This is a genomic window from Kribbella capetownensis, from assembly GCF_004331485.1.
GTDB classification, from domain to species: Bacteria; Actinomycetota; Actinomycetes; order Propionibacteriales; family Kribbellaceae; genus Kribbella; species Kribbella capetownensis.
In genome coordinates, this window is the sequence record NZ_SJKD01000012.1 from 1 (window position 1) to 15,206 (window position 15,206).

The 15,206-nt window shown below is 69.0% G+C and carries 15 protein-coding genes; 7 read left to right on the forward strand and 8 right to left on the reverse strand.

The features are described from left to right. Window positions 1-57: 57 nt before the first annotated feature. From E0H75_RS37825 to E0H75_RS37845, 5 genes are read left to right on the forward strand one after another with little or no spacing between them, the layout of a single operon-like run. The gene (locus E0H75_RS37825) at window positions 58-1,413 is read left to right on the forward strand and encodes an ABC transporter substrate-binding protein (RefSeq protein WP_131518540.1); all 1,356 of its coding nucleotides are present in this window, start codon (window positions 58-60) and stop codon (window positions 1,411-1,413) included. A 2-nt stretch (window positions 1,414-1,415) separates the two neighbouring features. Next, window positions 1,416-2,345 (forward strand): carbohydrate ABC transporter permease, encoded by a 930-nt coding sequence (locus tag E0H75_RS37830; RefSeq protein WP_238163522.1) that lies wholly within the window; start codon window positions 1,416-1,418, stop codon window positions 2,343-2,345. Beyond that, complete coding sequence (locus E0H75_RS37835) at window positions 2,342-3,235, forward strand: carbohydrate ABC transporter permease (RefSeq protein WP_131518541.1); 894 nt, start codon at window positions 2,342-2,344, stop codon at window positions 3,233-3,235. The genes E0H75_RS37830 and E0H75_RS37835 overlap by 4 nt, the downstream gene beginning before the upstream one ends. 27 nt (window positions 3,236-3,262) lie before the next feature. Further along, window positions 3,263-4,609, forward strand: coding sequence for a GH1 family beta-glucosidase (locus E0H75_RS37840; RefSeq protein ID WP_131518542.1), 1,347 nt, complete (start codon window positions 3,263-3,265; stop codon window positions 4,607-4,609). 13 nt (window positions 4,610-4,622) lie between these two features. Beyond that, on the forward strand, window positions 4,623-5,693 hold the full coding sequence (locus E0H75_RS37845) for a LacI family DNA-binding transcriptional regulator (RefSeq protein ID WP_238163523.1): 1,071 nt from the start codon (window positions 4,623-4,625) through the stop codon (window positions 5,691-5,693). On the opposite strand, the gene E0H75_RS37850 is transcribed toward E0H75_RS37845, so the two are convergent. The 8 genes from E0H75_RS37850 to E0H75_RS37885 form a co-directional block, all read right to left on the reverse strand. Further along, window positions 5,683-6,165, reverse strand: a complete 483-nt coding sequence (locus E0H75_RS37850; protein WP_131518543.1) for a 2,4'-dihydroxyacetophenone dioxygenase family protein — start codon at window positions 6,163-6,165, stop codon at window positions 5,683-5,685. The genes E0H75_RS37845 and E0H75_RS37850 overlap by 11 nt on opposite strands. Before the next feature lie 11 nt (window positions 6,166-6,176). Beyond that, on the reverse strand, window positions 6,177-6,854 hold the full coding sequence (locus E0H75_RS37855) for an SDR family NAD(P)-dependent oxidoreductase (RefSeq protein ID WP_131518544.1): 678 nt from the start codon (window positions 6,852-6,854) through the stop codon (window positions 6,177-6,179). Window positions 6,855-6,970: 116 nt separating this feature from the next. Further along, complete coding sequence (locus E0H75_RS37860; protein ID WP_131518545.1) at window positions 6,971-7,681, reverse strand: hypothetical protein; 711 nt, start codon at window positions 7,679-7,681, stop codon at window positions 6,971-6,973. Window positions 7,682-7,767: 86 nt separating this feature from the next. Then, the gene (locus tag E0H75_RS37865; protein ID WP_131518546.1) at window positions 7,768-8,502 is read right to left on the reverse strand and encodes a hypothetical protein; all 735 of its coding nucleotides are present in this window, start codon (window positions 8,500-8,502) and stop codon (window positions 7,768-7,770) included. A 77-nt stretch (window positions 8,503-8,579) separates the two neighbouring features. Further along, window positions 8,580-10,106 (reverse strand): precorrin-2 C(20)-methyltransferase, encoded by a 1,527-nt coding sequence (locus tag E0H75_RS37870; protein ID WP_131518547.1) that lies wholly within the window; start codon window positions 10,104-10,106, stop codon window positions 8,580-8,582. Then, a complete protein-coding gene (locus E0H75_RS37875; protein ID WP_131518548.1) occupies window positions 10,103-10,738 on the reverse strand; it encodes a precorrin-8X methylmutase in 636 nt (211 codons plus the stop codon). Before E0H75_RS37875 ends, E0H75_RS37870 begins: the two co-directional genes overlap by 4 nt. After that, window positions 10,732-11,847, reverse strand: a complete 1,116-nt coding sequence (gene cobG, locus E0H75_RS37880) for a precorrin-3B synthase (protein ID WP_131518549.1) — start codon at window positions 11,845-11,847, stop codon at window positions 10,732-10,734. The genes E0H75_RS37875 and cobG overlap by 7 nt, the downstream gene beginning before the upstream one ends. Before the next feature lie 10 nt (window positions 11,848-11,857). Beyond that, entirely contained in the window at window positions 11,858-13,021 is a 1,164-nt protein-coding gene (locus tag E0H75_RS37885) for an MFS transporter (RefSeq protein ID WP_131518550.1), read from the reverse strand. Window positions 13,022-13,209: 188 nt separating this feature from the next. Between E0H75_RS37885 and E0H75_RS37890 the strand changes: the two genes are divergently transcribed. Then, entirely contained in the window at window positions 13,210-13,692 is a 483-nt protein-coding gene (locus E0H75_RS37890; protein ID WP_131518551.1) for a MarR family winged helix-turn-helix transcriptional regulator, read from the forward strand. 80 nt (window positions 13,693-13,772) lie between these two features. Then, complete coding sequence (locus tag E0H75_RS37895) at window positions 13,773-15,203, forward strand: MFS transporter (protein WP_131518552.1); 1,431 nt, start codon at window positions 13,773-13,775, stop codon at window positions 15,201-15,203. Window positions 15,204-15,206: the final 3 nt, after the last annotated feature.

Genomic DNA, 15,206 nt, shown 5'->3' on the forward strand with positions numbered 1-15,206 from the left:
ATCGCTCACAGAAATCCGTGAGCGATCACAGAATCGACCGATCCGGAGAGGTTCACCATGGCTCGTTCGACCATCGGACCCGCTGTCGGTCGCCGCAGCTTCCTGCGCGGAGTGGCCGGGGTGGGCCTCGCAGCCACTCTGCCGGCCGCCCTGGCCGCCTGCTCCGGCGACGACGAACCCGACGCGGCGCCGCAACCGTCCGGCGACCCGGATGCGCCCGCCAAGCTGACGTTCTGGACCTGGACGACCGGGATCGACAAGGTCGTCGCGATCTGGAACAAGAAGAACCCGAACCAGCAGGTGACGGTCAGCGCCCAGGCCCAGGGCGAGGAACTGCTCACCAAGATCGTCACCGCGCACCGGGCCGGCAACCCGCCGGACCTGATCCACGCCGAGTACCAGGCGCTGCCGGTGCTGATCACCAACGGCGTCACCGCCGACCTCAGCTCGCTGGCCGGCGAGGTCAAGGGTGCGTTCACCGACGGCACCTGGGGGCTCACGTCGTTCGGCGGCAAGACCTACGCGATCCCGCAGGACGTCGGTCCGATGATGTTGTACTACCGGTCCGATCTGTTCGAGCAACTCGGCCTGACCGTGCCGAAGACCTGGGACGAGTTCGGCGCGCTCGCCGAGCAGGTCCGGTCCAAGGACTCCAAGCGCTACCTGGCCACCTTCTCGTCCGGCGACCCGGGCTGGTTCGCGGGCCTGGCCGAGCAGGCCGGCGCGAACTGGTGGGCCAACGACAACGGCACCTGGACCGTGTCGATCAACGACGAGCCGACCAAGAAGCTCGCGAAGTTCTGGGGCGACCTGGTGAACGCCGGAACCTTGCAGGGCAAGCCGATGTACACGCCGGAGTGGAACAAGGCGATGAGTGACGGCACGCTGCTGGCCTGGCCGAGCGCCATCTGGGGTGCGGGCGTGCTCCAGGGCGTCGCGCCGACCACGAAAGGCAAGTGGACGATGGTCCCGATGCCGCAGTGGGAGTCCGGTACGGCGACCACCGGCTTCTGGGGTGGATCCGCGACCGCGATCGCGGCGAAGTCCAAGCAGTCGGCCCAGGCCCAGAAGTTCGTCAAGTGGCTGAACACCGACCCGGAGGCACTGGAGGCGTTCGTCTCCTTCGGTGGCATCTACCCGGCGGCGACCGCGGGGCAGTCGACGCCCGCGCTGGCCAAGGCACCGGCCATGATGCCCAACCAGCCGACGTTCTTCACCGAGGCGGCCGACATCGCGAAGACCGCCCGGGGCTTCACCTGGGCGCCGAACGTGAACGTCACCTACAGCCAGTACAGCGACCTGTTCGCGAAGGCGATCCAGACCAAGGGCGACTTCGGTGCGGCCGTCGATCAGTTGCAGGCGGCATCGGTCGCGGATCTGAAGAAGCAGGGCTTCCAGATCAAGGAATCCTGACCGTGGCTGTCCTGGCCGCAGCCAGGCCGCACCGGCCGCGGCAGCGAGGCGGCGCCGCGCCGTACGTCTTGCTGCTGCCGGCGCTGGTGCTGCTCGTGCTGTTCCTGATCATCCCGATCGGCTACACGATCTGGCTCAGCGTCCGCGCGTCGCGGGTCACCGGTGGCGGGCTCGGGTTGCGTACGGAGTCGTTCGTTGGCCTGGCCAACTACGTCGGCGCCATCACCGACTCGGCGTACGCGCATTCGGTCCTGCGGATGCTCGGGTACGGGGTGATCGTGGTGCCGACGATGCTCGGCCTGGCTCTGCTCTTCGCGCTGCTGCTGGACTCCCGCGGAGCCCGGCTGACGTCGTTCACCCGGCTCGGCATCTTCCTCCCGTACGCCGTCCCCGGCGTGATCGCCTCGCTGCTGTGGGGGTTCCTCTACCTGCCGGGAGTCAGCCCCATCCGGGCCGCGTTCGAGGCGGTCAGGCTGCCGGCGCCGGACTTCCTCGGCTCGGGCAGTGTGCTCTTCTCGGTCGCCAACATCGGCATCTGGGGCGGTGTCGGGTTCAACATGATCGTGCTCTACACCGCACTCCGCGGGCTGCCGGCCGAGCTGGACGACGCCGCCCGCGTGGACGGTGCGAGCGAGTTGCAGATCGCCTTGCGGATCAAGGTTCCGCTGATCGCCCCGGCGTTGGTGATGACGGGGATCTTCTCGCTGATCGCGTCGCTGCAGGTGTTCAGCGAACCGTCGACGCTGCAACCGTTGACCGACTCGATCTCGTTCACCTGGGTGCCGCTGATGACGATCTACCGCGACGCCTTCGTCAACAACGACATCTACACGGCCGCCGCCGCCTCGGTACTGCTTGCCCTGGGCACCTTGGCGGTCTCACTCGCGGTGCTGAGCTTCCTGCAGAAGCGCGCGTTCGGGGAGGACCGATGAGCACGGCTGTCCTGGAGCGGTCCGGGCCGACCGTGCGATCCGCGGATCGCACACCCCGCCGTACCCGCTATCTGTCCACGGGGATCTTGTTGCTCGGGGCCCTCTACTGCTTGCTTCCGGTGGCCTGGGTGGTCATCGCCGCCACCAAGGGACCGGGTGACCTGTTCACGACGTTCTCGTTCTGGCCCAGCGTCAACGGCGGCTTCGGCTACAACATTTCGCACCTGCTCGAGTTCCGCGACGGCATCTTCTGGAAGTGGGCCGGCAACAGTCTCCTGTACGCCGGGGCCGGATCGCTGCTGTCCGTGGCGATCTCGGTGACGGCCGGCTACGCGTTGGCGAAGTACCGGTTCCGCGGCCGGGAGACGCTGTTCCGGTGCATCCTGGCCGGAGTCCTGGTCCCGCAGATCACGCTGGCGGTGCCGCAGTACCTGCTGATGTCGAAGCTCGGCCTGGTGAACTCGTACTGGTCGGTGCTGCTGCCGAGCATCATCAGCCCGTACTGCATCTACCTGTCCCGGATCTACGCCGCCGCGGTGGTGTCGGACGACATGCTGGAGGCCGGACGGATCGACGGTGCGGGGGAGTACCGGCTGGCCTGGTCGATCGGCATGCCGCCGATGATCCCTGGCATGGTGACGATCTTCCTGCTGCAGTTCGTCGCGATCTGGAACAACTTCCTGCTGCCGTACATCATGATCTCCGACGACCGGCACTTCCCGATGACGGTCGGGTTGTTCTCGATGCTCAACCAGGGCGCCAGCCAGCCGGCGCTGTACTCGCTGGTGATCATGGGCGCCTTCTTGTCGGTGCTGCCGCTGATCGCACTGTTCCTGTTCCTGCAGCGCTACTGGCGGATCGACCTCGTCAGCGGCGCCGTCAAAGGCTGATATCAACCATCACTGGAGGACCCCTTTATGAGTGACGCGCCCCCCGTAGCCGATACCTTTCCCGACGGCTTCGTCTGGGGTGCGGCGACCGCGGCGTACCAGGTCGAGGGCGCGGTGGACGCGGACGGTCGTGGTCAGTCGATCTGGGACACCTTCTGCCGCGTCCCGGGAGCGATCGCCGGTGGCGACACCGGTGAGGTCGCCTGTGACCACTACCACCGGTACGCCGAGGACATCGGATTGCTGGCGGACCTCGGGCTCGGCGCCTACCGGTTCTCGATCGCCTGGCCGCGGGTCCAGCCCGACGGCTCGGGCGCGATCAACCAGAAGGGTCTGGACCACTACCGCCGGGTGGTGGACGAGTTGCTCGTCCGCGACGTCATCCCGTCCGTGACTCTCTACCACTGGGATCTCCCGCAAGCCCTGCAGGACAAGGGCGGTTGGCCCGCGCGCGACACGGCGTACCGGTTCGCGGACTACGCGGCGGTGGTGCATGACGCGCTCGGGGACGTTGTGAAGCAATGGATCACGCTGAACGAGCCAAAGGTGTCGAGTCACGCCGGCTACGGCAGTGGCATCCACGCGCCGGGCATCAAGGATCAGGTACTGCGTGACCGCGCGGTCCACCACCTCCTGTTGGCTCATGGCCTGTCGCTGCAGGCTCTGCGCGACGGCCGGCACGCGGCAGGACAACAGGTCGGCCTCACGCTGGATGTCAGCCCGGTCGCGCCGGCGACTGACTCGCAGGCCGATGCCGACGCGGCCCGGCGGGTCGACGTCGACAGTCACCGGTTGTTCCTCGACCCGGTACTGCACGGCACTTACCCGATCCACCTCGATGCCGTGCAAGACGGTGACCTCGGGCTGATCAGCGCGCCGATCGACTTCCTCGGGATCAACTACTACCGACGCATCCTCGTGCAGGCGGGCCCTACGGGTGACGAGACGGTCCTTCCCGAAGGCGTTCCGGTGACCTCGGTGAACTGGCCGGTCCAGCCGGACGGTCTGCGCGAAGTACTGGTCGACCTGCAGACCACCTACCCAACAATCCCGCCGATCTACATCACCGAGAACGGCGCGGCGTACGACGACGTACCGGCCGACGACGGAACTGTCGACGACCCGCAGCGGGTGGACTATCTGCATGGCCACCTGAGGGCACTCCGTACTGCGATCGCTGCCGGCGTGGATGTCCGCGGGTACTTCGTCTGGACGCTGCTGGACAACTTCGAGTGGGCCGAGGGCTTCGCGAAGCGGTTCGGCATCGTCCACGTCGACTATGCGTCCCAGACTCGTACTCCGAAGACCAGTGCGGGCTGGCTGGGCCGGGTGGCTCGCGCGAACGCCCTCCCCTCGGGAGACAGACCGGCCTGACATGATTGGGCCCGTGGCAGGCAGGGGGACGTCGAGCAGCGAACCCGCCGCTCACCCGAAATCGCGGGGAGCGGCGCGGCGGGCGATGCGGCGTGGCCCGACCATCGACGATGTCGCCGAACTGGCCGGAGTCTCGCGCGGCACGGTGTCGCGGGTCCTCAACGGCGGGCATTACGTCAGCGCCGCCTCGCTCGAGGCGGTCCGCCAGGCGATGGCCGACACCGGGTACACGGTCAACCAGAGCGCCCGCAGCCTGGTGACCAAGCGGTCCAATGCGATCGGGTTCGTCCTCTCGGAGCCGCAGGAACGGTTGTTCGAGGACCCGAACTTCAGTGTGCTGCTGCGGTCGTGCACGCAGGCCCTGGCCGATCAGGACGTCAGCCTGGTGCTGATGCTGGAGTCCAGCGACGCCGACCGGGACCGGATCCTGCGGTACGTCCGCGGTGGACACGTCGACGGAGTACTGCTGATCTCGTCCCACTTCGGTGACCCGCTGATCGCTGAGCTGGCCGAGGGCGGCGTTCCGGCTGTTGCCTGCGGCAAGCCGCTCGCACCCGGCGACGTCCTCCCGTACGTCGCTGCCGACGACCGTGAGGGTGCGCGGCAGATGACGCGGTACCTGGTCGAGCAGGGGCACCGGCGGATCGGGATGATCAGCGCGCCGCAGATCGCCGGGGGACAGGAACGGTTGCAGGGATACCAGGACGTGCTCGGGCGGAAGGCGCTCAAGCGGCTCGTGGTCTCCGCGACCGACTACAGCCAGGAGGCCGGCCGGCAGGCGATGGCGAAACTGCTCAAGGCCAGCCCGGACCTCGACGCGGTGTTCGCAGCCTCGGACCTGCTGGCGTCGGGAGCTCTGGTGGAGCTCCGGCGAGCCGGTCGGCGGGTCCCGGAGGAAGTGGCGGTCGGCGGGTTCGACGACTCCCGGATCGCCCGCGAGTCGGACCCGCCGCTGACCACGATCCGGCAGCCGCTCGAGCTGGTGGCCCGCGAGATGGTGGAGGTGCTGCTCCGCCGGATCGACGGAACGGACGACGGTCCCCGGATCCTGCCGACCGAGCTCGTCGTCCGGGCTAGCGGATGAACTGGTCCACGTAGTCGGCGCCGAGGCCGTTCGCGCCGTAGTGGTCGCGGCACAGCTGGATCTTCGTGAACGTGTCCTCGTAGCCGGTCTGGTTACCGGCCTCGTCGACGTAGATCATTGCGCCGGAGATGTTGAAGAACGTGATCATCTCCGTGCAGTCCTCCGGCACCCGCAGGGTGTGGATCTCGCCCGGCGGCTCGTAGACGAACGACCCGGTCTCCGCGACCCACTCGTGCTCGTCGTACTGCCACTTGCCCTTGATCACGTAGCCGAAGACCGCGCTCGGGTGCCGGTGCCGGGACACGATGCCGGCCCGGGTCACCTTCAGCAGGTTGCACCACTGGCCGGTGACCGTGTTCAGCATCAGCGGCCGGAACCACACGCCCTCGGCCTGTTGCACCCACAACCGGTCGTCGTCGGGCATCGCGGGTACGGCGATCTCCGCCGGAACTCCTGCTGAAACCGGGATCATCGACTGCTCCTTCACATGCTCTGGTAGCCGCCGTCCACGGGCAGGACGGCGCCGGTGACGAACCCCGCGTCCGGGCCGGCCAGGAAGGCGATCGCCCCGGCGACCTCCTCGGCCTTGCCCCAGCGGGCCATCGGCGTACGGGAGAGGATCCGGTCGGCGGCGGCCGGATCGGCTTGCAGTGCGGCGGTCAGGTCGGTGGCGATCCAGCCGGGTGCGACCGCGTTCACCCGGATGCCGTCGGCCGCCCAGGCGACCGCGAGGGACTTGGTCAGCTGGACGATCCCACCCTTGCTGGCGCTGTACGCCGGAACGAGCGGACCACCGAAGTAGCTCAGCATCGAGGCGACGTTGACGATGCAGCCGCGGCTCGCGGCGAGCAGGTCGTGTGCGGCCTCGGAGGCCCGCAGTGCACCGGTCAGATTGATCTCGAGCACCTCCCGGAACACCTCCGGCTGATGCTCGTCACCGCGGCGGATGATGCCGGCCGCGTTCACCAGGACGTCCAGCCGGTCGAGCGAACCGATCAGTTGCTCGAGTGCGCTCGGCTCACGCAGGTCGAGGTCCACCTCGGACGGCCCGGCGCCAAGTCCTGCCGCGACGACCTGCAGTCCGTCGGCGCTGAGTCGGCGGACCGTCGCCGCGCCGATCCCGCTGGTGCCTCCGACGACGAGAGCGGTGCGAGCGGGCATGTTCGGAATCCTGCACTGCCGGGCGGTCCGGGCATAGGAAGACCCGGACGGCGGATAGGGGTTATCCGCCGTCCGGGTCCGTGGGGCGCCCTGGACCAGGTCTGGCTCGTCAGTGGTCAGTCGCCACTGGTGTCGATGCGACGGTGGTACCGCTGACCGGCCTTGCCGCCGATCAACGCGGCGAGCAGCGTCACCACGACAGCCGCCACGACCGCGATCACTCCACCGGTGGTCAGGGTCTCGTTCGTGATCGGCACCGACGGCAGGTCCACCCGGTCCAGTACGTCGTACTGCGAACCGGCCAGCGCGGCGATCGCCGCGACGACGACCGTTACCAGGAAACCGATCAGCCAGACGCCGAAGCCCTGCCGCGCACCGTCGAAGCGGGCGAGCCGGCCGGCGACGTACCCACCGTTGTAATAGGCGACCGCGAGGATCAGCAGCAGGATCGCGCCGGAGGCGATGCCGATGGTGCCGGCGTCGGACTCGGCGGCGTTCCAGTCGATCGTGGTCGCGTAGTCGACCGCCGCGGCGATCGCGCCGACGATACCGGTCAGCAGCGCGATCAGCCCGACCGCGACCAGCCAGCCGAAGAAGGCCGAACCGCCCTTGAAGCCCCGGTACGCCGGGTCCACCTCGGTCGCGGCGGACGTCCGGACGTTCGCCCGGTGCAGCGGCCGCGTGTCCTGGTCCTCGTCGACGTGACCTGCCGGCCGCGAGTCGACGTGACCCGCCGGCCGCGAGTCAGAGTCGTGCTCGGCGCGGCGCAGCGAACGCGTCTCGTCGACCTGCTGAGTGTCCGTGTCGTCCCGATATTGCTGGACCATGGTCAGTTCTCCTCACCAAACAGGCCCCGTGTCGCCCCTCCGGTACCCGTCCGGGCCGCTGGCCATGCGTGGTGGATCGGTGACCGTCAGTCCAGCAGCGTGTCGATCTTGTCGTGGTAGCGCCGGCCGGCCTTGCCACCGAGGATCGCGAACAGCAGCGCGAGGACCACCAGGGTCGCGGCGGCGACGATCCCGCCCATGGCCAGAGTGTCGTTGGACAACGCCACGTCCGGCCGGTTCAGGTCGTCGAGCCAGTCGTACCGGCTGTTTCCGAAGGCACCGGCACCGGCCGCGAGCACCGAGAACAGCAGCGCGAGCATCCACACGCCGAAGCCCTGCCGGCCGCCGTCGAACCGCGCCAGCCGGCCGGCGACGTACCCGCCGGTGAAGAACGCCAGGGTCACCATCAGTACGACGACCGACGCCGCGGTGATGCCCGCGGCCCCGGGCTGGGCCTCGGCGTCAGCCCGGGAGTAGTCCAGGACCTCCGCCGTACCGAGCGCGGCGGCGGCCGCGGCTGCCAGCAGCAGCACTGACATCGCGATGGAGATCAACCAGCCGAAGAAGGCAGCGCCGAACTTGAAGCCGCGGTAGGCGAGCAGGTCGGGGTCGGTGATGGGCTCGGTGGCGGAGGTCGGTGCCGGCAGTTGGTCCGGAACGATCGTGACGTTGCTCATCGCACGGTGCGCGGCGGCGCGGGCCTCCTCGTAGCGCTGGGTGGTGGTCGCGTCCGAGTCGGGCGCGACCGAACCGGGGGCAGTCATGGTGGCGGTGTCACCGCTGTACTGCGCTGCGGCGGTGTCGCCGTACTGCTGAGCCATCTCCGCTTCTCCTCACTGGTCAGCCTCGCGCCAGACCTACCCCTCGGAGTCTGGTCCGACACTGCCGGAGGGCGGATTTAACCGGCCCCTGGCGTGGGCTCACTGTCCGTGACCGGATATCGACGGGGAGTGAAGACCAGGGGTCCGGCCGGGCGGGGCACGGTGCGGGTCTGGGACGACCCGATCAGTAACAGGCAGCGCATGTCAACCTGCCCGGGGTCCAGTTCGGCCAGCGTTGTCACGGTGATCGACTCCCCGGTACCACCCACATCCCGGCCGATCACGACGGTCGTGTTGGGCGAACGGTGTTCGAGCAGCAGGTCGCGGGTGGCGCCGACCTGCCAGGTCCGGGACTTCGACGCCGGGTTGTAGATCGCGATCACCAGGTCAGCCGCGGCGGCCGCGGTCAGCCGGCCGGCGATCACGTCCCACGGCTTCAACCGGTCCGACAGCGACAGCACGCAGAAGTCGTGCCCGAGCGGCGCGCCGACCCGGCTCGCGACGGCCTGCGCCGCGGTCATCCCGGGCAGCACGCGTACGGCGATATCGGCGTACTCCGGCTCGGACGCGACCTCGGTGACCGCACTGGCCATGGCGAACACGCCGGGATCGCCGGACGAGACCACAACCACCTTCGAGCCCTTGCGAGCCAGATCGAGGGCGAACGCGGCCCGCTCGGACTCGACCCGGTTGTCCGACCCATGCTTGCGCTGCCGAGCGCGGTCCGGCAGCCGGTCGACGTACGGGCCGTAGCCGATCAGGTCGTCGGCACTCGCGATCGCCGCCCGGACCTCGGGCGTCATCCACTCCGGTCCAGCCGGACCCAGCCCGACCACGGTGACCTCGCCGTCCGTGGCGGTCTTGGGCGCCGGTGCGGTGAAGGTTGTGTTGATCGGACTGGGGAGCAGCGCGAGCGAGAAGTACGGCACGCTCCCGGGATCGACCTCGCCCAGGGGTGCCGTGCGTTGCGCGTCCGTCGTCGCGCGCTCGACGTACCAGGCCTCGTCGGCCCGCCCGGCCAGCTCGAACGCCTCCCGGACGTTCTCGAACGTGCGCCCGAGCTTCATCACCGCGGCCGCATCCGTGTTCCGGAGCCGATCCGCGAGTACGTCGGGCGGCAGCGTGCCCGGCAGCACGGTGAGGATCTCGTCCCGCTCGCACAACGGTCGCCCGAGCACGGCGGCCGCCGCGCTCACCGATGTCACGCCGGGGACCACCTCGCACGGATACCGGTCGGCCAGCCGCTTGTGCATGTGCATATAGGACCCGTAGAACAACGGATCGCCTTCGGCCAGTACGACGACGTCCCGGCCGGCGTCGAGATGCGCGGCCAGCCGGGCGGCGCAGTCGGCGTAGAAGTCATCCATCGCACCCTGGTAGCCACCGGGGTGATCGGTCGTCTCGGTGGTCAGCGGGTAGACGAGGTGCTCCTCGAGCTGGCCATCCCGCAAGTACGGCGCTGCGACCGAGCGGGCGATGCTCCGGCCGTGCCGCGCGCTGTGGAACGCGATCACGTCCGCGGCACCGATCAGCCGGGCTGCCTTGACCGTGACCAGTTCGGGGTCGCCCGGGCCGAGCCCGACGCCCCACAATCTGCCGGTCACTCTTCCTCGCTTGCGATGGCGTTGACAGCGGCTGCGGTGATCGCGCTTCCGCCTCGGCGGCCGCGGACGACGAGGTACTCCAGGCCGAGATCGTTCGCCGCCAGTGCGTCCTTGGATTCGGCGGCGCCGATGAAACCGACGGGGATGCCGAGGATCGCGGCCGGTCGGGGCGCGCCGTCCTCGAGCAGCTCGAGCAGTCGGAAGAGTGCGGTCGGCGCGTTGCCGATGGCAACGACCGAGCCGGCCAGGTGGTCGTGCCATAGATCAACGGCCGCGGCGCTGCGGGTGGTCTGCAGTTGCTGGGCCAGCTCCGGGACACCCGGCTCGCGCAGTGTGCAGATGACCTGGTTGTCCGCGGGCAAGCGCCGCCGGGTGATACCGGCGGCCACCATCTGCGCGTCGCACAGGATCGGTGCGCCGTTCTGGAGTGCGGTCCGGGCGTTCTTGACCACGCTCGGCGACCAGGCCAGGTCGGCGACAAGGTCGGTCATCCCGCAGGCGTGGATCATCCGGACCGCGACCTGCGCCACGTCGGCCGGGAGGTCGCCGAGCGCGGCTTCCGCCCGGATCGTCGCGAACGACCGCCGGTAGATCTCCGCGCCGTCGCGCACGTACTCGAACCCGCTCACCACGTCCCCATCCGCTCACCGTCGATCACATATCCGTTGCCCACGGCAAGTACGTCGACGAACTCGCCGGCCGGCTTGCCACAGCGCCGTTCACAGCCGGACCAGTGGATCGGCCGCTCGTGCCGCGGCAGCCGCGGCGTCACCCGCCGCGCGTCGGCCCGCACATCCGCCAGCGCCTTCGCGCATCCCGGCTGCCCCGCACACGCTGTCACACCGTTCCACGCCGAGTCGGGATCTGTGACCAACCCAACCCGCTCCAGCTCTTCACCACTCACGCCCTGCACTACAACCGACCGCCAAGGCGTCACCCGGATCACACCGGCGCCACCCCGCGCCGCGGCCGCGACACCGGCCGCCTGTTCCTGGTTGAGACTTCCCAGCGGCACTGTGACCACCAGCCCCGACCCGTGCTGCCCGGCCTGCACCACCGAGCTGGTGCTCGGCAGCTCTTCCGCAGCGTGCAACCCCAAGCGGTCGAGGATCCGCTCCTCACCACGCTCGAGCTCCGTGATCCGCCACTCCTGCCCCTCACGCTCCTCCAGGAACGCCTCAGCCGCAGCGACCATCACCTCGGCCACCTCACCCCAGCCCACCCGCACCCCGCGAGTGCCAAGCCTCAACAGCCCGTCACGCTCATCTACTGCCCGGACCAACACGTCCGCCCGCACCCCGGCCAGATCCCCGCGCCCGTCATCCAGCGCGAACAGGAACCGCCGCGGCAGCTCAGCCAACCCAGGCCGAGCACACAGATCCCGGTCCACCGCAGCCGCGACTGGTAGTACGTCGTACCGGCTGTCCTGGTCCAGACCGGAGAGCGGCGACGCCAGGATGTTCCGCACCCTCTCGTGGGGCAGCGACGGCAACAGTCCGGCCTCGAACAACCGCTGCGACAGCTCAACCGGCGCATCCGGCGCCAGTCCGCGGATCTGCACGTTCGCCCGCGACGTCAGCTCGAGTCGCCCGTCTCCGAGTTCTGCAGCGGCCGTCCGCAGTACGTCGAACTGGTCGGCACGAACCACGCCACCCGGCAGGCGGACGCGCGCAAGGCCTCCGTCGGCCGCCTGGTGCACCGTCAGCACACCCGGGCACCGATCCGTCTGAGTCCTCGACACAACCGCGATGCTACGTCCCCGCCTCCTGTGCTCTGGACCACAGCAGCACTCCGGCGGTCAGCGCCGCGCACACCCCACCCGCGACCATGACAGTCGACACCGACCAGCCGTCCACCACCAGACCGCCCAGCAGTGCCCCGGTCGACAGCACCGCCTGGAACGAGCCGGTGAACAGCACAGTCGCCGCCTCCCGCGACGCCGGCGCGGCCTTGGCGAACATGCTCATCGAGCAGACCGGCACACCGCCGTACCCGATGCCCCACACGATCAGCAGCGCCAAGGCTCCCGCCGTACTGCGGCCCAGGACGGGCAACAGAAGGGTTGCAGTGGCGATGCAGGCGGCGGATCCGGCGAAGGTGAGGTGGACGCTGCGTGCGACCGCCGTAGCCGCGATGAGATTGCCGACCATGCCGGCGGCGCCGTACACCAGCAGGAACACACCGATCAGCTCCGGTCGCACGACCTCGCGGAGGAAGGGCGTCACGTAGGTGTAGGTGGCGAAGTGCGCCGTCACGAGCATGCAGGTGACGACGATCGCGCGCTTGCTGCGGCGGAGCGCATCCCGGAGTACGACGAGCCTGGTCACCTGCAGCGGCGGCAGCGGCGGCACGGTGAGATAGAGAGCGGTCAGCGCCACCAGCGATAGCCCCCCGAGTACGGCGAACGACGTACGCCAGCCGGCGAGCTCACCCAAGACGGTGCCTGCTGGTACGCCGAGCACCGAGCCGAAGGGCACCGCGGAGAAGATGACTGCGGTTGCGCGGACAGTCCACCGTTCGGGGACGAGCCGCGCGGCCAGTCCGGCGCCGATCGACCAGAAGCCGCCGACGGTCAAGCCGACGAGGAACCGGGCCAGCAGTTCGATCCAGTAGACCGGCGCGGCAGCCGCGAGGAGTCCGGCGACCGCGAGCAGCACCATGAGGGCGCACAGCATCAGCCGCCGGTCCAGCCGGGCGGTGGCGACCGTGATCACCGGCGCTGCGACGCCCGCCACGAGTCCGGGCATGGTCATCAGCCAGCCGGTGCGTCCGGGCGTGAGTGAGAAGGTGGTCCCGATCGGGGTGAGCAGTCCGATCGGCAGGATCTCGGTGGTGGTGATGGTGAAAATCCCCAACGTCACCGCAATGACCCCGAACCAGCGAACGGTCGGCGTCGGCGTTGTCACGACAGTCATGCCAACCAGCCAACCGTCCGCGAACCCCCCACACTGGCGACTTCCCGACACCGCCCTGCACGTCGCATTCCCGCTATCAAGCAAACTGTCGGAGGCCGGTGGCAGGGTCTGCACGCGGTTGGGGCGACGGGGGATGATTCGGCGCGAGATGATCTGGCAGTAGATGATCTCGCGTTACTCTGGAGGTTATGGCGAAGACTCCAGTCCGCACGGTTCCCGACCTCACCGGCTACCTCACGCATGCCGGCCATGTGCTCGAGACGCAGTTGTCCGCTGCGCTGGCGGAGATCGGACTGACGGTGCGCATGCAGTGCGTACTGCGGCATGCCTTGGAGGAGGAGCGCACCCAGATCCAGATCGCCGAACTGGCGTACATGGACAAGACCACGATGGTCGTCACCGTCGACGCGCTCGAAGAGGCCGGGTACGCCGAGCGCAAGCCCTCCGCCACCGACCGCCGCGCCCGCATCATCGCCGTCACGCCGGCCGGCGCCAAGATCGCCGCGGAGGGTCAGCGCATCGTCGACCGGGTCCACGCCGAGGTCCTCGACGCCCTCACCGCCAGCGAACGCAAGCCGTTCGTCGACGCCCTCGTCGACCTGGTGGACGGCCACCTCTCGGTCCCGGTCGAAGCCGTTTCCGTCCGCCGCGCCCGGCAACGCGCGAGGTAATCCACAAAAAGATCGTCTAGTACGGAACGATCTGCTACCGTCGTACTTGTTCTGCTTCGAGCTGGGCAAGGAGATGGGTGATGGCAGTGGAAACGGCGGTTCAGGCGGGGCGTTCGGTGGCGGCCGGGCGGACGAAAGCCCTGCTGGTGTTGTGCGTCATGCAGTTGATGATCATCCTCGACGGGACCGTGGTGACGGTCGCGTTGCCGACGATCCAGGGTGATCTGGGGTTCTCACAGGCCGGCCTCGCCTGGGTGATGAACTCGTACCTGATCGCCTTCGCGGGCTTGCTCCTGCTGGCCGGACGGATCGGGGACCTGATCGGAAGCAAGCGGGTCTTCCTGGCCGGGCTCGGGTTGTTCACGGCCGCGTCGTTGCTGTGCGGTACGGCGGGCAGCTCCGAAGTACTGATCGCAGGGCGTTTCCTGCAGGGAGTCGGCGGGGCACTCGCCTCGGCCGTGATTCTCGGGATGATTGTCGGCCTCTACCCGGCCCCTGGCGAGCAAGCCCGCGCGATGGGTGTCTACAGCTTCACGTCGGCCAGTGGTGCGTCGATCGGTCTGATCCTGGGCGGCGTCATCACCCAGACTGTCGGCTGGCACTGGTCCTTCCTCATCAACGTGCCGATCGGTCTCGTCTCGCTCGCGTTCGCCGTCCGGCTCCTGCAAGCAGACAAGGGCCTCGGCCTCACCAAGGGAGCCGACGTACTCGGCGCGGTCTTGGTCACCGCGGGTCTCTCGCTCGCCGTCTACACGATCGTCCAGACCGCCGAGCCGCGCGCGGAGCTCACGCGCACGCTTGTCCTGGCTGCCGCGGCGGTCCTGCTCCTGGCCGCGTTCGTACTCCGCCAGGCCCGCAGCATGAACCCGCTGCTCTCACTGCACATCTTCCGCAAGCGCCAGACAACGGTCGCGAACGTCGTGGTCGTCCTGCTGTTCGCGGCCGGCTTCGGCTTCCAGTTCACCACTGCGCTCTACGTGCAGCGGGTGCTGGGCTACGACTCGCTCACCACCGGCCTGGCCTTCCTCCCGGCGCCGATCATGAACGCGCTGATGTCACTGTCCATCGCGCCACGCCTGACCGTCCGCTTCGGCCCACGCACCATGCTGATCGCCGGGCTGGCAGCCTTCCTGGCCGCACTGCTCTGGATCAGCCAAGCACCGGTCGATGGCTCGTACGTCGTCAACGTCGCGCCCGTCCTCGCGGTGATGGGAGCCGGCATCGGCCTGGCCATCCCGGCAGCGATCATGCTCGCGATGTCGGGCGCCGACGCGGGCGATGCCGGACTGGCTTCGGGGCTGAACAACACCGCGCAGCAGGCCGGTGCCGCAGTGGGGACCGCCGTACTGGCGACTCTGGCCGCGTCCACCACGACCAGCAGGATGGCTGACGGTGCGAGCGACGCACTGGCACTCCGGGACGGCTACGGAGTCGCTTGGCTCGCCGCGGCAGCGTTCGTCCTCGGTGCGCTCGTGCTGTCGACCACTCTGCTGAGGGCTCCGCGGAACTGACCG